A 24,205-nucleotide genomic window follows, 5' to 3' on the forward strand; every position below is an offset into this window, starting at 1 on the left:
GCCGCGATGACCGCATTCGACTTCACCCCCGGCTGCATGAAGGGAGGCGCGCATGGCTGACGACAACGCGCGGCCCATCGTCGTCAAGCGCATCAAGAAGGTGGCCGGCGGCCACCACGGCGGCGCCTGGAAGATCGCCTATGCCGACTTCGTGACCGCGATGATGGCGTTCTTCCTGCTCATGTGGCTGCTGGGCTCGACCGCCAAGGGCGACCTGGTCGGCATCGCCGAATACTTCAAGACGCCGCTGAAGGTGGCGATGGCGGGCGGCTCCGGTGCGGGCGACTCGTCGTCGGTCATCAAGGGCGGCGGCGAAGACCTGACCCGTACCCAGGGCCAGGTCAAGCGCGGCGATTCGGTCCCCGAGAAGAAGACCTACGACCTGCAGGCGGCCAAGGCCGCGCTGGCGCGCGAGGAGAGCTTGCGCCTGCAGACGCTGAAGGCGCGCATCGAGTCGGCCATCGAGGTCAACCCGATGCTCAAGAAGTACCAGAACCAGCTGCTGCTCGACATCACCAGCGAAGGCCTGCGCATCCAGATCGTGGACGAGAAGAACCGCCCGATGTTCGCGCTGGCCAAGGCCGAGCTGCAGCCGTATACAAAAGAGATCCTGCACATCATCGGCATGGTGCTCAACGAGGTGCCGAACAAGATCGGCATCTCGGGCCATACCGATTCGACGCCGTACTACAGCGATGCCGGCTACAGCAACTGGGAATTGTCTGCCGACCGCGCCAACGCCTCGCGCCGCGAGATGGTGCTGGGCGGCCTGCAGGACGACAAGGTGCTGCGCGTGGTGGGCCTGGCCTCGGCCGCCCACCTCGATGCGAAGGACCCGTTCAACCCGGTCAACCGCCGCATCAGCATCATCGTCATGAACAAGCGCACCGAAGACGCGGTGCGGCGCGACGCGGCGACATTGGACGTGCCGGCGGAGGACGCCGAGGCGGCGGCCACCGCCACGCTGGAAGCAGTGAAAAGGTAACAGTGAAAAGCAGGCCAGGGCAGGACTGGAGAGAGTGATATGACAAGAAAAAAAATATTGGGATCGCATGTGAAGCGCCTGTTGTCGGGCGTGTCCATGCACGGGCGGCGCCACCTGACCGAGGTCGAGACCGACCTGCTGCAGACCGAACTGCTGCTGGAAGAGGCGATCGACAAGCTGACCGCCAGCTTCATGGCGGTGCACACGGCGGTCGGCGCGCGCCAGGAAGCGATCGAGCGGCTGCTGGAGGGCGGCACGCCGACGCCGGAAGACCGGGTTTTGCTGTCGTCCATGTCGGGCGAAGTGGGCGCGCACGTGAACACGGCGATCACCAGCATGCAGTTCCAGGACATGACGGCGCAACTGATTGAACGTACACTGCGACGCGTGGCGGGCTTGCGCGACTTTCTGGGCACGCTCAGCGAGCATGGCGCCGATATCGCGCCCGACACCCACAGCGACGAGATCGTCGAGCGGCTCGGCAAGGTCAGCATGGCGCTGGCGATCCAGTCGCTCGAACTGCGCAGCATGCTGCGCCGCTCGGTCGAGCAGAAGCACCTGGAAAGCGGCGACGTCGAGCTGTTCTGAGCTTTGCTCCGAGCGCATCAACCGAACAATTCAACCGGCATGAAGCCGGATACAAAATAGCAGGAGCAAAAAGAATGGCAAAAACGATTCTCGCGGTCGACGATTCCAGTTCGCTGCGCCAGATGGTGGCGTTCAGCCTGAAGGCGGCTGGCTACAACGTGGTGGAGGCCGTGGACGGCCAGGACGGCCTGGACAAGGCGAAGCTGCAGAACGTCGACCTGGTGCTGACCGACCAGAACATGCCGAAGATGGACGGCCTGCAGCTGATCAAGACCCTGCGCACGCTGCCGGGCTACGCCAAGACCCCGATCCTGATGCTCACCACCGAGTCGTCGGACGAGATGAAGAACAAAGGCCGCGCCGCCGGCGCCAACGGCTGGCTGGTCAAGCCCTTCGATCCGCAGCGCCTGATCGAGGTGGTCAAAAAAGTGATCGGCTGACGCCATGCGCCACGCCCTGACCCTGCTTTCATTCGAGCGGACAGCCTTATGACCATCGACATCAGCCAGTTCTACCAGGTCTTTTTCGACGAAGCGGAAGAACTGCTCGCCGAAATGGAGCGCCTGCTGCTGGGCGTCGACGTCGCCGCGCCCGATGCGGAAGACCTGAACGCGATCTTCCGCACCGCCCACTCGGTCAAGGGCGGCGCATCGACCTTCGGCCTGACCGATATGTGCGACGTGACCCACGTGCTGGAGTCGCTGCTGGACCGCATCCGCAAGGGCGAGATGGCGCTGACCTTGAACCACGTGGACGCCTTCCTGGCGGCCAAGGACGGGCTCAAGATGCAGCTCGACGGCCACCGCCACGGCGCAACGGTCGACAACGAGGCCATCGCCAACGTGCGCATGGCCCTGCACGACCTGGCCGAGGGCCTGGTGCCGGCCGCGCCGGTGGTGGCGCCGTCCTACCTGACGGCCCAGCCGCGCACCGAGCACCAGATCGAAGGCGCGCACCGCTACAAGATCGAGTTGCCGCAGGTGGCCCAGCGCGACATCAACGCACTGGTCGACGAACTGGGCCTGATGGGCCGCGTCTCGGTGGCGCCGCTCGAGGGCGGACGCACGGCGCTCATCATCACCACCCACGAGAGCCTGGACGACATCATCGCGATCTGCTCCTTCGTGCTCGATCCGGACGACCTGAAAATCTTCGAGGCGCCGGCGCTCACGCCGGAGCAGCGCGCGATCGAGGCGGCCGAGCGCAAGCGCATCGAGGATGCCCAGGGCTACGGTTTCTTCGGACCCGACGACGAGGTCGGCCCGGCCGGCGGCGAGTTGTCGGAAGACGACCTGGGTTACGGTTTCTTCCAGCCGATCGAGCAGATCCGCGCCGCGGCCGGCATCGTCGCCACCGCGCCGGAACCCACGCCTGCCAGCATCTCGGCCCAGGCGCAGAACATGGTCGAGCACCTGGCCGAACTGACTGCCGAGAAAAAGGCCGCCAAGAAGGACGATAAGAACGAATCGTCGTCGATCCGGGTCTCGGTCGAGAAGGTCGACCAGCTGATCAACCTGATCGGCGAACTGGTGATCACCAACGCCATGCTCGAGCAGCGCAGCAACGTGCTCGACCCGATCCTGCACGAACGCCTGCTGTCGTCGGTGAGCCAGCTGGGCCGCAACACGCGCGAGCTGCAGGAGGCCGTGATGTCGATCCGCATGATGCCGATGGACTTCGTGTTCTCGCGCTTCCCGCGCATGGTGCGCGACCTGGCCGGCAAGCTCGGCAAGAAGGTCGACTTCATCACCCATGGCGCCGCCACCGAACTGGATAAAGGCCTGATCGAGCGCATCGTCGATCCGCTGACCCACCTGGTGCGCAACTCGATCGACCACGGCGTCGAGATGCCCGCCGCGCGCGTCGCCGCCGGCAAGTCGGAAGCGGGGCGCCTGTTCCTGTCGGCCGGCCACCAGGGCGGCCACATCGTGATCGAAGTGGCGGACGACGGCGGCGGCCTGAATCGCGAAAAAATCCTGGCCAAGGCGGCCTCGAATGGGCTGGCGGTGTCCGACAACATGACGGATTCGGAAGTCTGGCAGCTGATCTTCGCGCCGGGCTTCTCGACCGCCGAAGTGGTCACCGACGTCTCCGGCCGCGGGGTCGGCATGGACGTCGTCAAGCGCAACATCACCGCCATGGGCGGCACGGTCGACATCCGTTCGGCGGCCGGCTTCGGCACCACGATCTCGATCTCGCTGCCCCTGACGCTGGCGATCCTGGACGGCATGTCGATCAGGAGCGGCGACGAAATCTATATTCTGCCGCTGTCCTTCGTGGTCGAGTCGCTGCAGCCGGCGCCCGAGGACGTGCGCGACATCGCCGGGCGCGGGCGCGTGCTGAAGGTGCGCGGCGAATACCTGCCCCTGATCCCGCTGCACCAGATGTTCGACATCGAGCCGCGCCACCGCGAGCCGAGCGACGGCATCGTCGTCATCCTCGAGACCGAGGGCAAGAAGGCGGCGCTGTTCGTGGACGAGCTGGTGGGCCAGCAGCAGGTGGTGGTCAAGAACCTGGAAGCGAATTACCGCAAAGTGGCCGGGATCTCCGGCGCAACCATCATGGGCGACGGCGGCGTCGCCCTGATCCTCGACGTGGCGGCGCTGGTGCGCTCGTCGCGTCAGCTGGCCGACGATCCCGTCGTTCCATCAATTTTTACTCAATAAGAAGGAAATCCCATGTCCAACCTGGCAAACACCACCTCGGCTGACGGGACCGCAAACGACGGCGCCGGCAACGAATTCCTGGCCTTCACCCTGGGCTCGGAAGAATACGGCATCGACATCCTGAAAGTGCAGGAAATCCGTGGCTACGAAGCCGTGACCCGCATCGCCAACGCGCCGGAATTCATCAAGGGCGTGATCAACCTGCGTGGCATCATCATCCCGGTGGTCGACATGCGCATCAAGTTCAACCTGGGCACCCCGGTGTACGACCAGTTCACCGTCGTGATCATCCTGAACATTGGCGGGCGCATCATGGGCATGGTGGTCGACAGCGTGTCCGACGTGACCACCCTGACCCCGGACCAGATCAAGCCGGCGCCAGAGATGGGCACCGCCTTCAATTCCGACTACATGATCGGCCTGGGCACCGTCGACGAGCGCATGCTGATCCTGGTCGACATCGACAAGCTGATGTCCTCGGGCGAAATGGGCCTGATCGACAAACTGGCTGCCTGATCCCGCGGCGGCACGCAGTACCAACCATCCGGACCGCGCCATGACGGCGCGGACCAACCAGCATTCAGAAGGCAACAAACGTGCCGCAGCAGAAAACAGAGACGGTCAAGGAATTCGACTTCACGCGCCGTGACTTCGAACGGGTACGCGCGCTGATCCACCAGCGCGCCGGCATTTCGCTGGCCGACAGCAAGCAGGAAATGGTCTACAGCCGCCTGGCGCGACGCCTGCGCGCGACCGGCATCCAGTCGTTCGCCAACTACCTGGACGACCTGGAAGCGGGCCGCATGGACCGCGAGTGGGAATCGTTCACCAATGCGCTGACGACCAACCTGACCTCGTTCTTCCGCGAGGCGCATCATTTTCCGCTCCTGCTCGATCACCTGCTTGCTGCGCGCAAGAAGGACACGCGCCCGCTCACGATCTGGTGCTCGGCGGCGTCGACGGGCGAAGAACCCTATTCCATCGCGATGACGGCCTGCGAGGCCTTCAATACGCTCACGCCCCCGGTGCACATCGTCGCCACCGACATCGACACCAATGTGCTGTCGACCGCCTCGAATGGCGTGTATCCGATGGAACGGCTCGACAAGATGTCGCCCGAGCGCCTGCGCCGCTTCTTCCTGAAGGGGAAGGGCGCCCACGAGGGCATGGCGCGCGTGCGCCCCGAGCTGCGCAACCTGGTCACCTTCAAGCAACTGAACCTGCTGGCCGACGGCTGGCCGCTGGAAGGGCAGTTCGACGCCATCTTTTGCCGCAACGTGATGATTTATTTCGACAAGCCGACCCAGCGCAAGATCCTGGGCCGCTTCGTGCCGCTGATGAAGCCGCATGCGCTGCTGTTCGCCGGCCACTCCGAGAACTTCCTGTACGTGTCGGATGCGCTGCGCCTGCGCGGCAAGACGGTGTATGAACTCGATGGACGCAGTGCCTGAGGGTTGAGACGACCATGAACAATCAGTTCGCCACCAATCTCTATCACGACCGCACCTTCAACGTCGACGCGGCCAAGATCCTGCCGGGCGAGTATTTTTATACCGGCAAGGACATGCTGATCGCCACCGTGCTCGGCTCTTGCGTCTCGGCCTGCATCCGCGACCGCCTGACCGGCCTGGGCGGCATGAACCATTTCATGCTGCCCGACGGCGGGGCGGACGCCGGCAGCAATCCGGTCTCGGCCTCGATGCGCTACGGCTCGTTCGCGATGGAGATCCTGATCAATGACCTGCTCAAGGCCGGCGCCCGCCGCGAACACCTGGAAGCGAAGGTGTTCGGCGGCGGCGCCGTGCTGCGCGGCTTTACCGCGATGAACGTCGGCGAGCGCAACGCCGCCTTCGTGATGCAGTTCCTGAAAACCGAACGCATCCCGGTGGTGGCCGAAGACCTGAACGACATCTACCCGCGCAAGGTGTTCTTCTTCCCGCGCACGGGCAAGGTGCTGGTCAAGAAACTGATGCAAACCCAGAACGATACGCTGGCGAAGCGCGAGCTCGACTACGCCAAGCGACTCAAGGTCGAACCCGTCGGTGGCGCCATCGACTTGTTCTGACTTGATTCGACCTGAAAGGGATATATATGAAGACCAAGGTGCTGATCGTCGACGACTCCGCGCTGATTCGCAGCGTGATGAGCGAGATCGTCAATTCCCAGCCCGACCTCGAAGTGGTCGCCACCGCGCCCGATCCGCTGGTCGCGCGCGAGTTGATCAAAAAGCATAACCCCGACGTGCTGACGCTGGACGTCGAGATGCCCAAGATGGACGGCCTCGACTTCCTGGAAAAGCTGATGCGCCTGCGCCCGATGCCGGTGCTGATGGTGTCGTCGCTGACCGAGCGCGGCTCGGAAATCACGATGCGCGCGCTCGAACTGGGTGCGGTCGACTTCGTGACCAAGCCGAAGATCTCGATCCAGACCGGCATGCGCGAGTATGCCGACATGATCGCCGACAAGATCCGCGCCGCCTCACGCGCCCGCATCGCGCCGCGTTCGCGCACGCCGCAAGTGGCCAGTGCGCCGCTGTCGGCCCTGAGGAGTCCCCTGATTTCTTCCGAAAAACTGATCATCATCGGGGCCTCGACCGGCGGCACCGAAGCGATCCGCGAATTCCTGATGCAGATGCCGTCAGACTGCCCGGGCATCCTGATCGCCCAGCACATGCCGGAAGGTTTCACCAGTTCCTTCGCCAAGCGCCTGGATGCGCTGTGCAAGATCAGCGTGGTCGAATCGAGCGGCAACGAGCGGGTGCTGCCCGGCCACGCCTATATCGCGCCGGGCCACTCGCACCTGCTGCTGACGCGCTCTGGCGCGAACTACATGACCCGCATCGAGCAGTCGCCGCCGGTCAACCGCCACCGTCCCTCGGTCGACGTACTGTTCCGCTCCGCCGCGCAGGCGGCCGGTAAAAACGCCGTTGGTGTTATCCTGACCGGCATGGGCAAGGACGGCGCGGCCGGCATGCTCGAGATGCGCCAGGCCGGCGCCCACAACTTTGCGCAGGACGAAGCCAGCTGCGTCGTGTTCGGCATGCCGCGCGAAGCGATCGCGCTGGGCGCCGCCCACGACGTCGGCCCCTTGCAGGCCTTGCCGCGCATGGTGCTCGAACATCTGGCGGCGCAGGGCGGCCGGGCGTTGCGTGTTTGATCCGAATTAGAGCTGGAGTAATGCTTTAGGGGCTATTTTATCGCCGTAAGGCAACAAAAATGCTATTCTTGAGCCTGTTATCTCGCCCATCAGGGCAGCTCACCCAACAAACCACAGTATAAGATTCAAACGGAGTTATTCATGGCTGATCCAAAGATGCGTTTCCTGGTTGTTGACGATTTCTCGACGATGCGCCGCATCGTGCGAAATCTGTTGAAAGAACTGGGTTATGCCAACGTCGACGAGGCTGAAGACGGCGTGATGGCGCTGGCCAAGCTGCGCAGCGAATCGTTCGACTTCGTGGTGTCGGACTGGAACATGCCGAATATGGACGGCCTGACCATGCTGCAAAATATCCGTGCCGATCCCGCGCTGGCCAAGCTGCCGGTGCTGATGGTGACCGCGGAAGCGAAGAAAGAAAACATCATCGCCGCCGCCCAGGCCGGCGCCAGCGGCTACGTGGTCAAGCCGTTCACGGCCGCGACCCTCGACGAGAAGCTGAACAAGATCTTCGAGAAACTGGATAAAGCCGGAGCCTGAGATGGGTGAGATGAACTCGGCGATCGGCGCCGGGGCCGCCTCGAACGAAGAGGTGCTGAGCCGTATCGGCCACATGACCCGCGCCCTGCATGAAAGCCTGCGCGGGCTGGGACTGGACAAGCTGATCGAGAAGGCGGCAAGCGACATCCCCGATGCGCGCGACCGCCTGGACTATGTGGCGCGCCTGTCGGAACAGGCTGCCAAGAAAGTGCTGGACGCGACCGACGCGGCCGGGCCCCTGCAGGACGCCATCGAAACCCGCGCGGCCGAGCTGTCGGGCGGCTGGCAGGCGCTGCTGGACAAGGGCGCCAGCGAGGCCGAATGGCGCGAGATGGCCCAGCGCACGATCGCCAGCATGAACGAGTCGGCGGCCGGCGCGGTCGCCACGCGCGCCGAGCTGATGAACATCATGATGGCCCAGGACTTCCAGGACCTGACCGGCCAGGTGATCGGCCGCATCACCGGCATCGCGCAAAACCTCGAGAAGCAGCTGGTGCAGGTGCTGATCGATTTCGCGCCGAGCGAGATCAAGCGCGAGCTGGACAACGGCCTGCTGAACGGCCCGCAGATCAAGCCGACCGGCACCGAAGTGGTGGCGAACCAGGGCCAGGTCGACGACCTGCTCGACAGCCTCGGGTTCTGATCCGGCGCCGCGCACCTACTTCCGGCGCCTAGATGCATCGCACCAACTTCATCGTCCGCGAACCGCTGCTCGATCCAAAGCAGCGCGTTCTCGGCTATGAACTGTCGTGGCAGCAACACGACGGACGCATTCCCACCGACCAGGACCTGGAAGGGCTGGTCGGTTTCGTCGCCCAGCACGTCAACCATGAAGACCATGGCTGGCTCTTGCGCGACAAGATCCTGTTCCTCGACGCGGTGCCCGCCATGCTGTCGACCGACGCGCTGCACGCGCTGCCGCCGGAACGCACCGTGCTCACCTTCGACATCCGCCAGCTGGCCGACCTCGACGTGCGCTCGGCCGTGCAGGCCGTGCGCGCCGGCGGCGTCGGCGTGGCGATCCGCGGCTGCGACATTAACTTGCTAGGGCGCAATCTGTCGCCCTATGCCTCCTACCTCGAGGTGCGCTTTACCGGCGCCAACGTGGCTGACCAGGCCCGCAGCTATGCCGCCGCCAAGCATTCGGCGCTGCGCATGGTGGGGCGGCCGGTGGGCACCTGGGCCGACTTCGACGCCTGCGCCGCGCTCGGACTCGACGCCTTCGTCGGCAAGCTGCACCTGACGCCGCGGCCGGGCAATCCGGTCAAGGGCATGAACCCGACCCAGAGCGTGATCCTGCAGCTGATGCAGCTGGTGCAGAACAACGAGGACGTGCCCAAGCTCGAAAGCGTGCTGAAGCGCGACCCGGCCCTGACCTACAAGCTGCTGCGCTATATCAATACCGCGGGCTTCGGCGCCGGGCGCGAGGTGCAGTCGCTGCGCCAGGCGATTTCGCTGCTGGGCTATGCGCCGCTGTACCGCTGGCTGGTGCTGCTGCTGGCCACGGCTAGCTCGAGCGGCTATTCGCCGGTGTTGATGGAAACCGCCGTGGTGCGCGGCCGCCTGGCCGAGCTGCTGGGGCAAAAATACCTGGGCAAGGGCGAGGCCGAGAACCTGTTCGTGGCCGGCATGTTCTCGCTGCTCGACCGGCTGCTGGGCCTGAGCATGCAGCAGGTGCTCGAGACCATCCAGCTGCCCGACGGGGTGGTGCAGGCGCTGACGCGGCGCGAAGGCCCATATGGCCCCTACCTGGCGCTGGCCGAAGCCTGCGAGCTCAACTCGAACCTGGTGGCGTCGCTGGCCGATGCGCTCGCGATCACGCCATCCGAAGTCAATCAGGCCCATCTGTCGGCGCTGGCCTGGGCGCAAAGCGTGGCGGTCGACGCCTAAGCTCCCCCTTTACATAGCCCGGCTGGATAGCCGGCGCCTCCCAGGATTGGACCTTGGTCCGATTGCGCCTTGCCCCGATGGGCGGACAATGGACGCTGCAGTGGATCATGCGGCGCGCTCATGGCATTCCGAACTCCCCCGAGCGCCTCCCGAGCGAAGCTTTCCTCCCCTTTGAGGTTCTTTCATGGACACTAAGCACCTTGCACGGAGCCATGAGGTCGGCACCAAGATCAGTCTCATCCATCAAAAGCGCGTGAAGACCGCGCTGGCGCAGTTCAGCGGGCGGGTCGGCGCGGCGGTGGGCGAGGCGGCGGGCGACAAGGTCCCGGATGCCAGGGTTGGACCCGCGGGCGTGTTGGCCGGGCTCAATCCCTGGTCGTACCAGCACTATGCGGTCGATGCCTTCCAGCGCTCCATCCTGTTCTGGGATACCTTGCGCCAGCGCGGCGACAACTTCCTCGAGCGCGCGGCGAAGGGATCGGCGCCGGTCCTGCATTTCGACTATGAAACCATCCTCGATGGCCGCGGCTTCGCGCGGCCGGTGAACTATGCGCTGTTGCGCATCGTTCCCCCGGCCGGCGTCACGCTTGACCCCGCGAAGCGCCCCTATCTGATCATCGATCCGCGTGCCGGCCACGGTCCCGGCATCGGTGGCTTCAAGGACGATTCGCAGGCGGGCGTGGCGATGCGCGCCGGCCATCCGGTGTACTTCGTCAGCTTCTTCCGCGACCCCGAACCCGGGCAGACGATGCTGGACGTGTGCAGCGCCGAGGGGCAGTTCGTGAAACACGTGCGCTCACTGCATCCGGCCAGCGAGAAACCGGCCATCATCGGCAACTGCCAGGGCGGCTGGGCGGCGATGATGCTGGCCGCCTCCAGCCCCGACGATACCGGACCGCTCCTCATCAACGGGGCGCCGATGTCGTATGTGAGCGGGGCCTGGAACGAAGGCGAGGGCGACAATCCGATGCGCTATGCCGGCGGGATGCTCGGCGGCACCTGGCTGTCTTCCTTTGTCGCCGACCTCGGCAACGGCATCTTCGACGGCGCCCACCTGGTACAGAACTTCGAGAACCTCAACCCGGCCAATTCGCTGTGGGACAAGTATTACAAGGTCTACCAGAACGCCGACACCGAACCGGCGCGCTACCTGGATTTCGAGCGCTGGTGGGGCACGTATTACCTGCTGAACCGCGAAGAGATCGAATTCATCACGCGCAACCTGTTCGTCGGCAACAAGCTGTGGTCCGGCGACGTCAAGGGCAATACCGGACAGGCCTTCGACCTGCGCGCGATCGAGATGCCGATCATCCTGTTCGCATCGATGGGCGACAATATCACCCCGCCCGAGCAGGCCTTCAACTGGGTGGCCGACATCTATGGCAGCACCGACGAAATCAAGGCGCGCGGCCAGGTGATCGTGGGCCTGCTGCACCAGAACGCCGGCCATCTCGGCATTTTTGTGTCCGGCAAGGTGGCGAAGAAGGAATATACGCAGCTGGTCTCGGTGCTCAATGAGGTGGAGATCCTGCCGCCGGGCCTGTACGGCATGCAGATCACCGAAGCCGGAGACGGCAGCCTCGACGGCAAGCCGCGCTACGAGGTCACTTTCCACGAGCGCCGGCTCGAGGACGTCAGCACCCAGTTCAATCGCTTCAACCGCGTCGACGAGCAGCCGTTCGAGGCGGTGGCGGCGCTGTCCGACTTCAACCAGCGCGGCTATGAATTGTTCGTGCAGCCGTTCGTGAAAGCCATGTCCAACGACCTGAGCGCGCGCCTGCTGCGCGTGTTCCACCCCTTGCGCGTCCAGAACTGGGCGCTGTCGAGCCGCAATCCCTGGATGGCGTGGCTCGAACCGGCGGCGCGCGCGGTCAGGGAGCAGCGCCAGCCGCTGGGACAGAGCGACCCGTGGCGGCGCCTGGAAAACGCGGGCGCGGAGCTGGTCAGTGCGTCGCTGGACCTGTACCGGGGGCTGCGCGACGCCGCCACCGAAGCGGGCTTCTTCAGCATCTACGCGAATATGTATTCGCTCTACCTGGCGGACAGGAAACCGGCGCAGGCGGCGGAGGCGCAGGATGCGCGCTCGCTGCCCTTCGTCCAGGAAGCGCTGGATTCGATCGCCGAGGGCGGCTACGCCGAGGCCTTCGCCCGCCTGGCCAGCCTGCGCGCCCAGCAGGGAGAACTGCTGCCGCTGTCGCGCCTGGTCAAGCGCAAGGAACTGGCCCAGGCCTATGCCGACTACTTGCCGGACGTGCCGCTCGACCAGTGGCGCCGCCTGCGCGGCGAGCAGGAGATCATCGCCCGTTACGAGCCCGAGAAGGCGATCGCCACTCTGCCAATACTTTTGCATGATCGCGACGACCGCGAGCGGCTGCTGCACCTGGTCGACGAGCTGATGGCGGACGAGCGCGTGCAGGCGACGCCGGCGACAAGCGCCCAGCTGGCCATGGTGGAGCGGCTGCACGCGCTGCTCAGCGGCGAACCGGGCCAGCGGCCCGCCTTCCCGCCAGTCCCCGATGCGCCGGCCTCCGCGCGCCTCCATTGAAAGGACCCGACATGGAACCGAAACACGAGAAATACCAGCGGCTGATCGACTATTGCCGGGACCTGCCGCCGCTGCCGACCGCCGTCGCCCACCCTTGCGATACCAGCTCGCTCACCGGCGCGCTGGAAGCCGCGCGGATCGGCCTGATCGCGCCGATCCTGGTCGGGCCGCGCGCGCGGATCGAGGCGGTGGCGCAAGAGAATAGCTTGCGGATCGGCGACGTGCCGATCGTCGAGGCGGCCTACAGCCAGGCCGCGGCGGCGGCGGCCGTCGAACTGGTCCGCGGGGGCAAGGCCGAGGCCCTGATGAAGGGCAGCCTGCATACCGACGAGCTGATGGGCGCGGTGGTCAAGCGCGAGACCGGCTTGCGCACCGCGCGCCGCGTCAGCCACTGTTTCGTCATGGACGTGCCCGGGTATCCCGATGCCCTGGTCATCAGCGACGCCGCCGTGAACATCGCGCCGACCCTCGAAGAAAAAATGGACATCCTGCAGAACGCCATCGACCTCGCGCATGCCCTGCAGTTCAAGGAAGTGCGGGTGGCGGTGCTGTCGGCGATGGAAACGGTCAACCCGAAAGTGCCTTCCACGATCGAGGCCGCCGCACTGTGCAAGATGGTCGACCGCCACCAGATCAACGGCGCCCTGGTCGACGGCCCGCTGGCGCTGGACAATGCGATCGACCCGGACGCGGCCAGGATCAAGAAGATCGATTCGCCCGTCGCCGGACGCGCCAACGTGCTGATGGTGCCCGATCTCGAGGCCGGCAATATGCTGGCCAAGAGCCTGTCCTTCCTGGCCGGCGCCGATGCGGCCGGCATCGTCCTCGGCGCGAAGGTGCCGATCATCCTGACCAGCCGCGCCGATTCGATGGTGACCAGGCTGGCCTCGTGCGCGGTGGCCACCCTGGTGGCCAAGGCGCGCCGCGAGAGCGGCCAGCCGGTGAGGTGATGCCATGGCCGACCTCATTCTGGTACTCAACGCCGGCTCGTCGAGCATCAAGTTCCGCGCCTTCGACGCCGGCCCGGCCGAGCCCGAGCTGGTCCTCTACGGTCAAGTGGAGGGTTTGTATAACGCGGCGAGATTCAGCGCCAAGGATGCCGCGGGCGCGCCGATCGGCGAGCGGCGCTGGGAGCCCGACGCCGCGCCCGGCCACCAGGAGGCGACCGACTACATCGGCGACTTCCTGCGCAGCCATCGCGCGGACCACCGGCTGGTGGCGGTCGGCCACCGCGTCGTGCATGGCGGCGTGCAGTTCACCGAAGCGGCGCTCGTCACCCCGGCCGTGATCGAGGCGCTTGACCGCTTGACGCCGCTCGCGCCACTGCATCAGCCGCACAACCTGGCGCCGATCCGCACCCTGCTCGATGCGCGGCCGGACTTGCCGCAAGTGGCCTGTTTCGATACCGCCTTCCACCGCGCGCAGCCCGAGGTGGCGCAGGCCTACGCGCTGCCGGACAGCATTACGAGGCTGGGCGTGCGGCGCTACGGCTTCCACGGCCTCTCCTACGAATACATCGCGTCGGTGCTGCCGGCCTATCCGGAGCTGGGCGCCGCCCGCGCCACCCTGGTGGCGCACCTTGGCAATGGTTCGAGCCTGTGCGCGCTGGCGGGTGGCAAGAGCGTGGCCAGCACCATGGGATTCACCGCCGTCGACGGCTTGCCGATGGGTACCCGCTGCGGCAACCTGGACCCGGGCGTGGTGCTGTTCCTGATGGACCACCTCAAGATGGACGCGCGCGCCATCGAACGCCTGATCTACAAGGAGTCGGGCCTGCTCGGCGTGTCCGGCATCTCGAGCGATATGCGGACCCTGCTCGACAGCGACGATGCGCGGGCGCGCTTCGCGGTCGACCTGTTCGTCTACCGCATCGGCCGCGAGCTCGGCTCGCTGGCGGCCGCCACCGGAGGTGTCGACGCCCTGGTGTTCACCGCCGGCATCGGCGAGCATTCGGCGCTGATCCGCGAACGGGTCTGCCGCGCGGCGCGCTGGCTCGGCGTCGAACTCGAGCCGGCCGCCAATGCCGCCGGCGGACCTCGCATCAGCATGGCGGGCAGCAAGGTCTCGGCCTGGGTGATTCCGACGAATGAAGAACTGATGATTGCGCGCCATACGAGGGCAGTCGTGATGAGGGCGGCGGCATGAAGACGGTCAGCCTGGAGGACTCGGTTGCCATGATTCCTGACGGAGCCAGCCTCATGATCGGCGGCTTCATGGGCGTCGGCACGCCGGAGCGGGTGGTCGACGAACTGGCGCGCCAGGGCAAGCGCGGGCTGACCGTGATCGCGAACGATACCGCGACCCCGGGCCGCGGCATCGGCAAGCTGGTCACGGCCGGCGCTGTGCGCAAGGCGATCGTCAGCCATATCGGGCTCAACCCGGAAACCCAGCAAAAGATGATCGCCGGCGACATCGAGGTCGAACTGGTGCCGCAGGGCACCCTGATCGAGCGCCTGCGCGCCGCCGGCTACGGCCTGGGCGGCGTCCTGACGCCGACCGGCGTCGGCACCGCGGTCGAGGAGGGCAAGCGCAAGATCGAGGTCGACGGCGCGCCCTATCTGCTGGAGACGGCGCTCGGGGCCGATTTCGCCCTGGTCGAGTCCTTCCTCGCCGATTACGAGGGCAACCTGGTCTACGCCCTGACCGCCCGCAATTTCAATCCCGTCATCGCGATGGCGGCCAGGACCGTGATCGCCGATGCCGCCCATATCGTTCCCATTGGGATGATTTCGCCCGACCACGTGGTGACGCCGGCGGTGCTGGTCGATTACCTCGTGGCCCACAGGTGAATGACGAGGAAGATCGCACCATGGACGCTCCCACCCTGATCGCCAGACGCATTGCCCAGGAATTGCGCCCTGGGATGCTGGCCAACCTCGGCGTCGGCATTCCGACCCTGGTCGCCAACTACGTCCCGCCCGGGATGCACATCTACTTCCAGTCCGAGAACGGCCTGGTCGGCACGGGCCCGATTCCGCAGGAGGGCCTGGCCCAGGCCTATCTGACCGACGCCGCCGGCCAGCCGGTCACCGCCTTGCCAGGCGCGGCGACCTTCGACAGCGCGCTCTCGTTCGGCCTGATCCGGGGCGGACACCTCGACCTCACGGTGCTGGGCGGCCTGCAGGTCGACCAGCAGGGGAAGCTGGCGAACTGGACGATTCCCGGGAAGATGGTGCCCGGCATGGGCGGCGCCATGGACCTGGTCACCGGCGCCAGGCGCGTCATCGTCGCCATGCAGCATACCGCCAAGGGCAAGCCGAAGATCGTGCGGCAATGCTCGTTGCCGCTGACGTCATTGCGCACGATCGACCTGCTGGTGACGGAACTGGCGGTGATCGGCTTCGACGGCGGACGCGCGACCCTGCTGGAAACGGCGCCCGGCGTCGGGGTGGAGCAGGTGCTCGCGGCGACCGAGGCCGAGCTGGTGGTGCCGGGCCAGGTGCCGCAGATGCGGATCGAGGAATCAACGTAATCGGAGGAGTTTCGTCATGACGAATGAACGCCACCGCCCGATATTGGAGGGCAAGAAGGCCCTGGTCTCGGGGATCGCCAACGAGCATTCGATCGCCTACGGATGCGCGAAGGCGTTCCGCGAACTCGGCGCCGAGCTCGCCATCACCTATACGGGCGAGAAGACCAGGACCTATGTCGAGCCGCTGGCGCGCGAACTGGGCGCGCCGGTCTTCATGCCGCTCGACGTCACCAGGCGGGAAGATATCGATGCCGTGTTCGGCGAGATCGAACGGCAATGGGGGCGACTGGACCTGTTCGTGCACTCGATCGCCTGGGCGCCGAAGGAAGACTTGCAGAGCGGACTACTCGACAGCAGCGCCGAGGGTTTCGGCCAGGCGATGGACATCTCCTGCCACTCCTTCGTGCGCATGGCGCGCCAGGCGGCCCGCCTGATGAAGGACGGCGGCAGCATGTTCACGATGAGCTACTACGGCGCCAACAAGGTGGTCGCCAACTATAACCTGATGGGACCGGTCAAGGCGGCGCTGGAAGCGTGCGCGCGCTATCTCGCCTACGAGCTCGGGCCCAGGCATATCCGGGTGCACGCCATGTCGCCGGGGCCGCTCAAGACGCGCGCTGGCTCGGGACTGAAGGACTTCGACCTGCTGCTCGCGCAGGCGGCCGAGCGCGCGCCGCTCGGGGAGCTGGTCGACATCATGGACGTCGGTTTCGCCTGCGCCTTCCTGGCCACGCCGTATGCCAGGCGGCTGTCCGGCGAAACCATGTATGTCGATGGCGGCGTGCACATCATGGCCTGAAGGAGGTCTGCCATGGCTGATTTAGTGATGGGAAACGTGGAGGCGGGGACCAGTGACGAGGACATCAAGGCTTTCCTGGTCAAGTATGGATTTCCGCCATTCGACGAGATCGAACACCTCGCCGGCAACGGTTCGCGGCCGGCGGTGCTGCTGACGTTCAGGGATGCGCCGCCGGAAGCGCTGCGCACGCTGCTGCCGCGCGTCCAGGACATGTTTTGGAAGAATCGGAAGATTCATGTGCATATCGTCAACGAACGCTATAGCTAGCGCAGAGGACTGGCGATGGGCTTGCTCGACAGGATAAGGCATAGGGAGACGCAGGCCGCGGCGCACGACAGGGAAGGCGTCGACGCGGCGATCGAGCGCCTGCTGGCGCTGCACCCGCAGCTGCGCCTGGCGCGCCATGGCCAGAAACGGCTCGCGCCCGCGGTGGCGACCTCGTTCGCCCATGTGCGCGCGCTGGTCGACGCCGTCCCGGCAGCGCGCGAGGCCAGCGCCGCCGCCTGGGATGGCGATCCCTACATCCACGCCTGGTTCGGCGGGCCCGACGACGTCGCGTTGCGGATCAGCCGCTCGGCCGAGCTGCGGGCCTTTTTCGCCGCCAACGGCGACGCGCCGGAAGCGTATGCGGTGCTGGGGATGGAACTGACCGAACGCCACGTCCTGGGCGCCAGGATGGAAGGTGACACGATGCGCCGCGACGTGCCGCAGACGACGCTGAGTTTCAGCGATCACCAGGTGAGGATGTGCGGGCGCAGCGATGCCGATCTGAGGGAGGAGATCGTGCGGCGCCTGCTGGACGAGCTCGCGCTGGCGGGACTGGCGCGCGGCGCCGCCGACAAGTCGCGCCGAGCTGCGCTCGAGCGCGAGCGTGCGCTACTCAAGACGCGGCTGCAATTGCTCGAACGCCAGGGCCAGGGCATCCGCTCGGTGATCGGCGGCGATGTCGCGAGCGACCCTGATGAGCTGGCGCGGCTGCAAGCCCAGCTCGAGGAAAACGCGTGCGAGCTGGCCGGCCTGGGGCTGCGCGAAGACGCGCTGGAGCGCGAACTCGAGCACGTGCGCGCAGTGTTCGCCCAGCCCGACCGGCATCTGTCGGTGTCGACCAGGCGCTTGAGCCTGGACCGGATGAATGTCGTGGTCGAGCCGGGTACGCCGGCGGGCACGCCAATGAGCGAGCTCGAGTTCCGGATCGCCCGCCTGCCGACCCTGCCGCCGCGGGTGCGCGCATTCTCGCTGGTGCGCTTTGCACGGACCAGCCTGCTGCCGGAAAAAAGCGTGTTCGAGGAAGCCGAGCAGTTGCTGTCGTCGGGCCTCTGGTCCTGATGCTGGGCCAATTTATAGGGAGTACATCATGGCTGGAGGCAAGGAAATACGCGACAAGATCAAGAGCGTGGAAAGCACGAGAAAGATCACCAAGGCGATGGAGATGGTCGCCACCTCCAAGATGCGCAAGGCGCAGGAGCGGATGCGCACCGCGCGTCCCTATGTGCGCAAGATCCGCAACATCACGGGACATTTGGCCGAAGCCAGTCCCGAATACAGCCATCCCTTCCTCATCCCGCACAGCGAGGCCAAGCGGGTCGGCTTCATCGTGGTCACGACCGACAAGGGCTTGTGCGGCGCCATGAACACCAATATCCTGCGCGCCGTGACGCACGCCATGCATGAACACCAGGAGCGGGGCATCGGCAGCGACCTGGTTGTCATCGGGAGCCGCGGCCTGTCGTTCATGACCCGCATCGGCGCCAGGGTGGTCGCCCACGCCGTGCAGCTGGGCGACACGCCGCACCTCGAACGGCTGCTGGGCCCGGCCAAGGTCCTGCTCGACGCCTACCAGAATGCGCAGATCGACGCCATCCACCTGTGCTATACGAAATTCATCAATTCGATGAGCCAGCAAGCCGTCATCGAGCAGCTGGTGCCGCTGGTGCCGGAGAACGTGCGGGCCGAGCGGGGCACCCATGCCTGGTACTACCTGTACGAGCCGGACCCGGCCCAGGTGATCGACGAACTGCTGGTGCGCTATGTCGAGGCGCTGATCTACCAGGCGGTCGCCGAAAGTTTCGCGTCCGAGAATTCGGCGCGCAGGATGGCGATGAAGGCGGCCAGCGACAACGCGGCCAGCATCATCGACGACCTCAAGCTGGTCTACAACAAGACCCGCCAGGCGGCGATCACGAAGGAACTTTCCGAGATCGTCTCCGGCGCGGCGGCGGTCTGAGCGAGGACATCATGGCAACTCCCACGATCCGCGTCAGCGTCGTCTCGGCCGAGGAAGGGGTGTTCGAAGGCGACGCGGAATTCGTCGCACTGCCCGGCGAGAGCGGCGAACTCGGCATCTATCCCACGCATACGCCCCTGATGACGCGGATCCGGCCGGGCGCCGTGCGCATCAAGGTGCCGGGGCAGGAGGACGAAGAGCTCGTGTTCGTCGCTGGCGGCATCCTGGAAGTCCAGCCGGACGAAGTGACGGTGCTGGCGGACACGGCCATCCGCGGGCGCGACCTGGACGAAGCGGCCGCGAATGAGGCGCGCAAGCAGGCCGAGGAAGCGCTGCGCAACCGGGACACGAAGATCGATTACGCCAAGGCGCAGTCGGAACTGGCGATCGCCATCGCGCAGATCCAGGCCTTGTCGCGGCAAAAGAAACGGCGCTGAAATGAAAGACGACCCAGCCGACAGATCGGGGCTGCCGGCCCGGGCCCGGCTGCGCGACGGCCGCACGGTGCTGCTGCGCGAGATCCGGGCCCAGGACGAAGACGAGCTGCGCGACGCCTTCCACCGGCTGTCGGCGGATTCGCGTTACGCGCGCTTCATGATGCCGGTGCGCGAACCGTCGCCCGCCATGCTGGCGGCGGCCACGCGCCCCAACCCGGAGCATGACCTGGCGCTGGACGCCGTCAGCGGGGAGGGCGGCCCGGAGCAGGACATCGTCGCCGGCGCTCGCTATGTGGGTTCGCCTGGCGTTGACACCTGCGAGTTCGCCGTCACCGTCGCCGACGACTGGCACGGACTCGGCCTGGCGCGGCGTCTGTTGGAGATGCTGATCGCGCACGCCAGGGCGCGCGGCTTTCGCTGCATCGAAGGTTATGTGCTTGCCGCGAACGCCCCGATGCGGCGGCTGGCCAGGCGGCTCGGCTTCGTCGATCGGCAGTGCGAGGACGACGCCACCTTGAGGGTGGTCAGCCTCGACCTGGCCTGAGGCCGGTGGCGCCGGTCACGCCGCGGCGGCGCGGCGCTCGGTGCGCCCGTTGGTCAGGAAGCGCTCCAGCGTTTGCTGGAACTGCATCGAAATATTGACGAAGCTGCAGCCGATCTGCACCTGCTCGCCGAGCAGGAAGGTGCGGAAGGGTCGCATCAGGCGCACTTCGAGGTCGGCCGTGATGACCAGCGCCGGCCCCAGTTCCAGCCGTACGCCGATCAGTTTCTTGCCGACGTGAAGCCCGAAACACTGCTCGGGCGTGGCGCGCATACCGACGCCGCCCTGGGAAAAATCGTAGAGAGGTAATTCATACTGGCGGCCCGACAGGCCAAAGCTGGCCGTATAGTTGGCGCCGACCGGCGTTTCCACCCGGCGCGCCGAGCGCCGGTTCAGCACCAGGCAGTGTTCCGGGAAGTCCGCCGGCACCAGATGCGGCTGGCCGGGCAGGCTCTTCCAGTCGCTTTCCAGCTCGAACTGCAGCTTGGCATTGCCGCCGATCGCGCTGACGAAGGTGGCGTGGTGAGTGACCGGCATGTCGCTGCCAGTAAAATCCAGCACGAAATGTGGCGATTCCGGGTCGACCGACTCGATCCGCACCAGGATCGGTTCCTGGATGCCGGAATAGACGGTGACCGGATCGCCGCTGAGCGCCAGGGCGGTCAGGGCTTCGCCGATGTCGAACGGATCCGACATCTGGTGTGGCGCGGCATTGCCGGGAATGCGGCTCAGTTGGTCTGATGGCTTGGGCGGGCCCTTGCGGGCAATGGCGACGGCATCGGAGACGTTCACGGCGGGGTCCTGGACGTGATTGTAAAATGCTGCTGCACGGAAGTATAACCCTCTTTGCAATCTTGTTGCAAACCGGAAATCAATCGTGCAGCATTAGCACGAATCAAACTTCCAGGTTATCGATCAGGCGGGTCGCGCCCAGTTTGGCGGCCGCCAGTACCACCAGTGGCTCACCACGTTCGAGATCTGCGCCATGCGGCGCCTGCAGGTCGATGCGCTTGCGCACGGAAACGTAGTCCGGTTTCCAACCGCGTCCGGCCAGGGAAGCCATCGCGCGCGCTTCGACGGCTTTGATGTCGCGCTCGCCGCTGCGGACGGTGTCGGCCACCGCGTTCAGCTCCCGGTACAGCACCGGCGCCTCGGCACGCTCGTCGCTTGAGAGGTAGCCATTGCGCGAGGACAGGGCCAGGCCGTCGTCGGCGCGGAAGGTCTCGGCGCCGATGATCTCGGTCGGCAGGGCGAACTGGCGCGCCATATTCCGCACGATCATCAGTTGCTGGTAATCCTTCTTGCCGAACACGGCGACGCGCGGCTGCACGCACGAGAACAGCTTGGTCACGACGGTGCACACGCCCTCGAAGAAGCCGGGGCGGAATTCGCCTTCCAGCGTATTGCCCAGGCCATCTGGCGGACGTACGCGGTATTCCTGCGGCTCGGGATACAAATCCTTCTCGGTCGGCGCGAACAGCACGTAGACGCCTTCCTTTTCCAGCTTGGCCACGTCTTCCTGGAAGGTGCGCGGGTATTTGTCGAAATCCTCGTTGGGGCCGAACTGCAGGCGGTTGACGAAGATCGAGGCGACCACCGGGTCGCCGTGGCGGCGCGCCAGGCGCATCAGCGACAGGTGGCCTTCATGCAGATTGCCCATTGTCGGCACGAAAGCAGTGCGCAGCTGGCCGCGCAACTGATCGCGCAATTCGTCAATGGAAGAAATGATTTTCATGGGTGAACAAAGGGAGAATAAAACGGCATCAAGCCGGCGAATAGGCGAGGCGCACGTAGATCGGCGCAAAAGGTTCGGCCTGAGTAATTTCGATCAGTGTTTCTTTCGCCAGTTCGAGCATGGCGACAAAGTGTACTACCACGATCGGCACCGTGTGCTGCCCGGCGAACAGGTCTCCGAACTCGACGAAGCGCTGCGATTGCAGGGTGCGCAGGATGGCCGACATATGCTCGCGCACCGACAGTTCCTGGCGTCCGATCCGGTGGTGCTGGGTCAGCTTGGCGCGGCGCAGCACGTCGAGCCAGGCGCGCTGCAAGTCCCAGGGATCGACGTCGGGCAGGGCGGTGTTCAGGCCCTGTTCCACGAATAGCTGCGGGCGCACGAAGTCCCGGCCTTCCTGTGGCACATTGCCCAGCGCTACCGCAGCGGATTTGATCTGTTCGTAGTCCAGCAGTCGGCGCACCAGCTCGGCGCGCGGGTCGCCGGCGTCCTCGACCAGGTCGTCCTGGCGCTTGGGCAGCAACATGCGGGATTTGATCTCGATCAGCATCGCAGCCATCAACAGGTATTCCGCCGCCAACTCGAGGTTGCTCTTGCGGATCTGCTCGACATATTCCAGGTATTGCAGGGTCACCTGCGCCATCGGGATGTCGAGGATGTTGAAGTTCTGCTTGCGGATCAGGTACAGCAGCAGGTCGAGCGGACCTTCGAAGGCGTCGAGGAAGATCTCGAGCGCGTCGGGCGGGATGTACAGGTCGTTCGGCAGGCGCGTCAGCGGTTCGCCATACAGGCGCGCGATCGCGGCGTCTTCCGACGCGGATGGCGCGGCATGCTGGTCGTCCACGGCGGCTTCCAGAGGAATATCTTCTCCCTCGGCCGCCCCCTGGGGCATCATGCGCGCGCCTCCGTCCTCAGACCTTGGTCTGGTACGGGTAGGCCTGCTGGCGCAGGCGCGATTCCTGGATGCGGGCCTGCTCGTCGAGCGAGACCGGCTCCTTGTCCCACAGCAGGGCGCGGCCGGCGACCTGGCCTTCGTCCAGGTGCGGGTTCTGCTTCTTGAGCTCCGAGATGAACTTGGTGTGCTCGGATTCGTACATCACGTGTTTTTTCGAGAAGATCATGATTCGCTTGAGATAAATGACGGCTGAGTGCCGGCGACGGGCAGATTCTTCTGCCACGCGCCGCCGGCGTCAAGTCTTACTTGTGCAACTCGTTCAACTGGCGGGCGATGATGTCGTGGTTGAGCCACAGTACCGGCGCGATTTTTTCCGACGCGCCATGGAACATCAACGGGCCGGCGCCTTCCAGCACCAGGCTCGACAGGTGATCGGTGATCAGCGCCTTCTTGTCCTTGTGCAGGGCGGTGATGGCTTCCGAGGTGCCTATCATGACCTCGGCCAGTTCCGGGGTGTTGTCCATCGGCCAGGCTTCGAAATTGCGGAAGGTGGCGCTGGTCGCATCGTTATTGTACCCCTCGATGGTGTCGAGCAACTGTTGCAGCGAAGTGCCTTCGCCCAGCAGCTCTTCGCAGATGCGCCACTGCTCGTCGGCCCAGGCGCCACCGCCTTCTTTCTTCAGCGCGCGCAGCAGCGGGAACAGCGACAGCTCGACGCCGACGAAGATGTCGGACGAGTTGGTGCGGATTTCCGGGCAGTTGAACACGGTCGCGAAGGTGCCATTCTTCCAGGCCGCTTCGGCGATCGACTCCAGGCGCATCTTGGCGTAGCCCTGGGTGTAGTTGGTGTAGGTCTGCCACTGGTACTCGTCGCCGATCAGGATCTCGGTGCCGTGGTAGCCGTAGGCGGTGTAGCGCACTTCGCCGCCGGCTTGCGTCACACGCTCGCGGATCGCGCTCGACGCGTCGATCAGGTACTTGAGCGTGTTGGCCGAGACTTCGTCGAAGTTCATCAGGATCAATTTGCCCAGGTCGCTGTCGAGCAGGGCGCGCGAGGACATGAAGCGCTCGCCGCGGCCTTTGTAGATGCGGTTGGCAATGGCCAGGAAGGCCTTGATCTTCGGGATGCCGCCGGCCATAGTGTGGGCGAAGAAGACGTTGGCGCCTTGCGGCACCAGCTTGTCGATCTCGGCCATCACGGTGGCGGCCGAACCGGTGAAGCGGGCGACGCCTGCCGCGCGGCAGCGCTCGATGCGTTCCCAGTCCAGCTTTTCTTCCTGCCAGTTCTTCAGGGTGATACCGGACAGCATTTCGGTCGGGTTCTGTTCGCCTTCCGGAGCGTCCATGTCGAAGCCGGCCATCAGCGGCACGTTGATGATGCGGCCGCCCAGCTTCTCTTCCGCCTCGGCCAGTTCTTCGTCGTTCAGCTTGCGCAGCGCGCCGCTGTCGTCGCGGCGGCCCACGGTGACGCCGACGATGGTCATGCCGGCGGCGCGCGCCTGGTCGATCAGGCCGTTGACATAGCCGCGGCCGAACAGTTCGCCGAACAGGACGAAGACGTCGCCCTTACGGAACACATTGGCTTCTGGGATATGGCGGAGAGGATTCAATTCGGTCATATTATTAGCTACCTATCAAAAGAGTTTGTGGCGGCGTTTTGTCATATTTAAAACATGGCATTGTACACACACGCCACACCCTCGGGAATGCTTCCCGAGGCTTGCATGAGGCC

At 65.4% G+C, this 24,205-nt stretch carries 27 protein-coding genes; 22 read left to right on the forward strand and 5 right to left on the reverse strand.

Annotated features, from left to right (window positions below; all coding sequences use genetic code 11):
* Positions 1–52 precede the first annotated feature (52 nt).
* The 22 genes from motB (at position 53) to J3U95_RS06840 (ending at position 19,846) form a co-directional block, all read left to right on the forward strand.
* Positions 53–985 carry a flagellar motor protein MotB gene (motB, locus tag J3U95_RS06735; protein WP_208277863.1) on the forward strand — a complete coding sequence of 311 codons (933 nt, stop codon included), beginning with the start codon at positions 53–55 and terminating at the stop codon, positions 983–985.
* Positions 986–1,024: 39 nt separating this feature from the next.
* Positions 1,025–1,573, forward strand: coding sequence for a chemotaxis protein (locus tag J3U95_RS06740; protein WP_208277864.1), 549 nt, complete (start codon positions 1,025–1,027; stop codon positions 1,571–1,573).
* 74 nt (positions 1,574–1,647) lie between these two features.
* Positions 1,648–2,013, forward strand: coding sequence for a response regulator (locus J3U95_RS06745; protein WP_005666664.1), 366 nt, complete (start codon positions 1,648–1,650; stop codon positions 2,011–2,013).
* A gap of 48 nt (positions 2,014–2,061) precedes the next feature.
* Positions 2,062–4,239: a chemotaxis protein CheA gene (cheA, locus tag J3U95_RS06750; RefSeq protein ID WP_208277865.1), complete on the forward strand. Its 2,178-nt coding sequence runs from the start codon at positions 2,062–2,064 to the stop codon at positions 4,237–4,239.
* A gap of 12 nt (positions 4,240–4,251) precedes the next feature.
* Positions 4,252–4,755: a chemotaxis protein CheW gene (locus J3U95_RS06755; RefSeq protein WP_071362121.1), complete on the forward strand. Its 504-nt coding sequence runs from the start codon at positions 4,252–4,254 to the stop codon at positions 4,753–4,755.
* Positions 4,756–4,835: 80 nt separating this feature from the next.
* On the forward strand, positions 4,836–5,690 hold the full coding sequence (locus tag J3U95_RS06760; protein ID WP_208277866.1) for a CheR family methyltransferase: 855 nt from the start codon (positions 4,836–4,838) through the stop codon (positions 5,688–5,690).
* A gap of 14 nt (positions 5,691–5,704) precedes the next feature.
* A complete protein-coding gene (gene cheD / locus J3U95_RS06765) occupies positions 5,705–6,304 on the forward strand; it encodes a chemoreceptor glutamine deamidase CheD (RefSeq protein WP_208277867.1) in 600 nt (199 codons plus the stop codon).
* Between the two features lie 26 nt (positions 6,305–6,330).
* Positions 6,331–7,395: a protein-glutamate methylesterase/protein-glutamine glutaminase gene (locus tag J3U95_RS06770; protein WP_208277868.1), complete on the forward strand. Its 1,065-nt coding sequence runs from the start codon at positions 6,331–6,333 to the stop codon at positions 7,393–7,395.
* A 141-nt stretch (positions 7,396–7,536) separates the two neighbouring features.
* The gene (gene cheY / locus J3U95_RS06775) at positions 7,537–7,935 is read left to right on the forward strand and encodes a chemotaxis response regulator CheY (protein WP_005666673.1); all 399 of its coding nucleotides are present in this window, start codon (positions 7,537–7,539) and stop codon (positions 7,933–7,935) included.
* A gap of 1 nt (position 7,936) precedes the next feature.
* A complete protein-coding gene (gene cheZ, locus J3U95_RS06780; RefSeq protein ID WP_208277869.1) occupies positions 7,937–8,578 on the forward strand; it encodes a protein phosphatase CheZ in 642 nt (213 codons plus the stop codon).
* A gap of 32 nt (positions 8,579–8,610) precedes the next feature.
* On the forward strand, positions 8,611–9,825 hold the full coding sequence (locus J3U95_RS06785) for an EAL and HDOD domain-containing protein (RefSeq protein WP_208277870.1): 1,215 nt from the start codon (positions 8,611–8,613) through the stop codon (positions 9,823–9,825).
* 184 nt (positions 9,826–10,009) lie between these two features.
* Positions 10,010–12,370, forward strand: coding sequence for a DUF3141 domain-containing protein (locus J3U95_RS06790; RefSeq protein ID WP_208277871.1), 2,361 nt, complete (start codon positions 10,010–10,012; stop codon positions 12,368–12,370).
* 11 nt (positions 12,371–12,381) lie between these two features.
* Positions 12,382–13,320 (forward strand): phosphate acetyltransferase, encoded by a 939-nt coding sequence (locus J3U95_RS06795; RefSeq protein WP_208277872.1) that lies wholly within the window; start codon positions 12,382–12,384, stop codon positions 13,318–13,320.
* Between the two features lie 4 nt (positions 13,321–13,324).
* Positions 13,325–14,515 carry an acetate/propionate family kinase gene (locus J3U95_RS06800; RefSeq protein WP_208277873.1) on the forward strand — a complete coding sequence of 397 codons (1,191 nt, stop codon included), beginning with the start codon at positions 13,325–13,327 and terminating at the stop codon, positions 14,513–14,515.
* Positions 14,512–15,159: a CoA transferase subunit A gene (locus J3U95_RS06805; RefSeq protein WP_208277874.1), complete on the forward strand. Its 648-nt coding sequence runs from the start codon at positions 14,512–14,514 to the stop codon at positions 15,157–15,159. The genes J3U95_RS06800 and J3U95_RS06805 overlap by 4 nt, the downstream gene beginning before the upstream one ends.
* A 20-nt stretch (positions 15,160–15,179) precedes the next feature.
* On the forward strand, positions 15,180–15,842 hold the full coding sequence (locus J3U95_RS06810; RefSeq protein WP_208277875.1) for a 3-oxoacid CoA-transferase subunit B: 663 nt from the start codon (positions 15,180–15,182) through the stop codon (positions 15,840–15,842).
* Between the two features lie 16 nt (positions 15,843–15,858).
* On the forward strand, positions 15,859–16,641 hold the full coding sequence (gene fabI / locus J3U95_RS06815) for an enoyl-ACP reductase FabI (protein WP_208277876.1): 783 nt from the start codon (positions 15,859–15,861) through the stop codon (positions 16,639–16,641).
* A gap of 12 nt (positions 16,642–16,653) precedes the next feature.
* The gene (locus tag J3U95_RS06820) at positions 16,654–16,908 is read left to right on the forward strand and encodes an RNA-binding protein (protein WP_208277877.1); all 255 of its coding nucleotides are present in this window, start codon (positions 16,654–16,656) and stop codon (positions 16,906–16,908) included.
* A 15-nt stretch (positions 16,909–16,923) separates the two neighbouring features.
* Positions 16,924–17,967 carry a hypothetical protein gene (locus J3U95_RS06825; protein ID WP_229519679.1) on the forward strand — a complete coding sequence of 348 codons (1,044 nt, stop codon included), beginning with the start codon at positions 16,924–16,926 and terminating at the stop codon, positions 17,965–17,967.
* A 28-nt stretch (positions 17,968–17,995) separates the two neighbouring features.
* Complete coding sequence (gene atpG / locus J3U95_RS06830; RefSeq protein WP_208277878.1) at positions 17,996–18,865, forward strand: F0F1 ATP synthase subunit gamma; 870 nt, start codon at positions 17,996–17,998, stop codon at positions 18,863–18,865.
* Positions 18,866–18,876: 11 nt separating this feature from the next.
* The gene (locus J3U95_RS06835; protein ID WP_208277879.1) at positions 18,877–19,302 is read left to right on the forward strand and encodes a F0F1 ATP synthase subunit epsilon; all 426 of its coding nucleotides are present in this window, start codon (positions 18,877–18,879) and stop codon (positions 19,300–19,302) included.
* 1 nt (position 19,303) lies between these two features.
* On the forward strand, positions 19,304–19,846 hold the full coding sequence (locus J3U95_RS06840; RefSeq protein ID WP_208277880.1) for a GNAT family N-acetyltransferase: 543 nt from the start codon (positions 19,304–19,306) through the stop codon (positions 19,844–19,846).
* A gap of 15 nt (positions 19,847–19,861) precedes the next feature.
* On the opposite strand, the gene J3U95_RS06845 is transcribed toward J3U95_RS06840, so the two are convergent.
* From J3U95_RS06845 to J3U95_RS06865, 5 genes are all read right to left on the reverse strand, one after another.
* A complete protein-coding gene (locus J3U95_RS06845; protein WP_208277881.1) occupies positions 19,862–20,635 on the reverse strand; it encodes a flagellar brake protein in 774 nt (257 codons plus the stop codon).
* Between the two features lie 103 nt (positions 20,636–20,738).
* Entirely contained in the window at positions 20,739–21,578 is an 840-nt protein-coding gene (gene panC, locus J3U95_RS06850) for a pantoate--beta-alanine ligase (RefSeq protein ID WP_208277882.1), read from the reverse strand.
* A gap of 28 nt (positions 21,579–21,606) precedes the next feature.
* On the reverse strand, positions 21,607–22,473 hold the full coding sequence (locus J3U95_RS06855; protein WP_208277883.1) for a segregation and condensation protein A: 867 nt from the start codon (positions 22,471–22,473) through the stop codon (positions 21,607–21,609).
* Between the two features lie 16 nt (positions 22,474–22,489).
* Complete coding sequence (locus tag J3U95_RS06860) at positions 22,490–22,699, reverse strand: DUF3460 family protein (RefSeq protein WP_208277884.1); 210 nt, start codon at positions 22,697–22,699, stop codon at positions 22,490–22,492.
* A gap of 76 nt (positions 22,700–22,775) precedes the next feature.
* Positions 22,776–24,092: an enoyl ACP reductase FabMG family protein gene (locus J3U95_RS06865; RefSeq protein ID WP_208277885.1), complete on the reverse strand. Its 1,317-nt coding sequence runs from the start codon at positions 24,090–24,092 to the stop codon at positions 22,776–22,778.
* Between the last annotated feature and the right edge of the window lie 113 nt (positions 24,093–24,205).

Source organism: Massilia oculi, from assembly GCF_017582745.1.
Classification (GTDB): domain Bacteria; phylum Pseudomonadota; class Gammaproteobacteria; order Burkholderiales; family Burkholderiaceae_D; genus Telluria; species Telluria oculi_A.

Coding starts and splice junctions, on each gene's coding strand:
- motB (WP_208277863.1), top strand. CDS start 53: ATGGCTGACGACAACGCGCGGCCCATCGTCGTCAAGCGCATCAAGAAG.
- J3U95_RS06740 (WP_208277864.1), top strand. CDS start 1,025: ATGACAAGAAAAAAAATATTGGGATCGCATGTGAAGCGCCTGTTGTCG.
- J3U95_RS06745 (WP_005666664.1), top strand. CDS start 1,648: ATGGCAAAAACGATTCTCGCGGTCGACGATTCCAGTTCGCTGCGCCAG.
- cheA (WP_208277865.1), top strand. CDS start 2,062: ATGACCATCGACATCAGCCAGTTCTACCAGGTCTTTTTCGACGAAGCG.
- J3U95_RS06755 (WP_071362121.1), top strand. CDS start 4,252: ATGTCCAACCTGGCAAACACCACCTCGGCTGACGGGACCGCAAACGAC.
- cheD (WP_208277867.1), top strand. CDS start 5,705: ATGAACAATCAGTTCGCCACCAATCTCTATCACGACCGCACCTTCAAC.
- J3U95_RS06770 (WP_208277868.1), top strand. CDS start 6,331: ATGAAGACCAAGGTGCTGATCGTCGACGACTCCGCGCTGATTCGCAGC.
- cheY (WP_005666673.1), top strand. CDS start 7,537: ATGGCTGATCCAAAGATGCGTTTCCTGGTTGTTGACGATTTCTCGACG.
- cheZ (WP_208277869.1), top strand. CDS start 7,937: ATGGGTGAGATGAACTCGGCGATCGGCGCCGGGGCCGCCTCGAACGAA.
- J3U95_RS06785 (WP_208277870.1), top strand. CDS start 8,611: ATGCATCGCACCAACTTCATCGTCCGCGAACCGCTGCTCGATCCAAAG.
- J3U95_RS06790 (WP_208277871.1), top strand. CDS start 10,010: ATGGACACTAAGCACCTTGCACGGAGCCATGAGGTCGGCACCAAGATC.
- J3U95_RS06795 (WP_208277872.1), top strand. CDS start 12,382: ATGGAACCGAAACACGAGAAATACCAGCGGCTGATCGACTATTGCCGG.
- J3U95_RS06800 (WP_208277873.1), top strand. CDS start 13,325: ATGGCCGACCTCATTCTGGTACTCAACGCCGGCTCGTCGAGCATCAAG.
- J3U95_RS06805 (WP_208277874.1), top strand. CDS start 14,512: ATGAAGACGGTCAGCCTGGAGGACTCGGTTGCCATGATTCCTGACGGA.
- J3U95_RS06810 (WP_208277875.1), top strand. CDS start 15,180: ATGGACGCTCCCACCCTGATCGCCAGACGCATTGCCCAGGAATTGCGC.
- fabI (WP_208277876.1), top strand. CDS start 15,859: ATGACGAATGAACGCCACCGCCCGATATTGGAGGGCAAGAAGGCCCTG.
- J3U95_RS06820 (WP_208277877.1), top strand. CDS start 16,654: ATGGCTGATTTAGTGATGGGAAACGTGGAGGCGGGGACCAGTGACGAG.
- J3U95_RS06825 (WP_229519679.1), top strand. CDS start 16,924: ATGGGCTTGCTCGACAGGATAAGGCATAGGGAGACGCAGGCCGCGGCG.
- atpG (WP_208277878.1), top strand. CDS start 17,996: ATGGCTGGAGGCAAGGAAATACGCGACAAGATCAAGAGCGTGGAAAGC.
- J3U95_RS06835 (WP_208277879.1), top strand. CDS start 18,877: ATGGCAACTCCCACGATCCGCGTCAGCGTCGTCTCGGCCGAGGAAGGG.
- J3U95_RS06840 (WP_208277880.1), top strand. CDS start 19,304: ATGAAAGACGACCCAGCCGACAGATCGGGGCTGCCGGCCCGGGCCCGG.
- panC (WP_208277882.1), bottom strand. CDS start 21,578: ATGAAAATCATTTCTTCCATTGACGAATTGCGCGATCAGTTGCGCGGC.
- J3U95_RS06855 (WP_208277883.1), bottom strand. CDS start 22,473: ATGATGCCCCAGGGGGCGGCCGAGGGAGAAGATATTCCTCTGGAAGCC.
- J3U95_RS06860 (WP_208277884.1), bottom strand. CDS start 22,699: ATGATCTTCTCGAAAAAACACGTGATGTACGAATCCGAGCACACCAAG.
- J3U95_RS06865 (WP_208277885.1), bottom strand. CDS start 24,092: ATGACCGAATTGAATCCTCTCCGCCATATCCCAGAAGCCAATGTGTTC.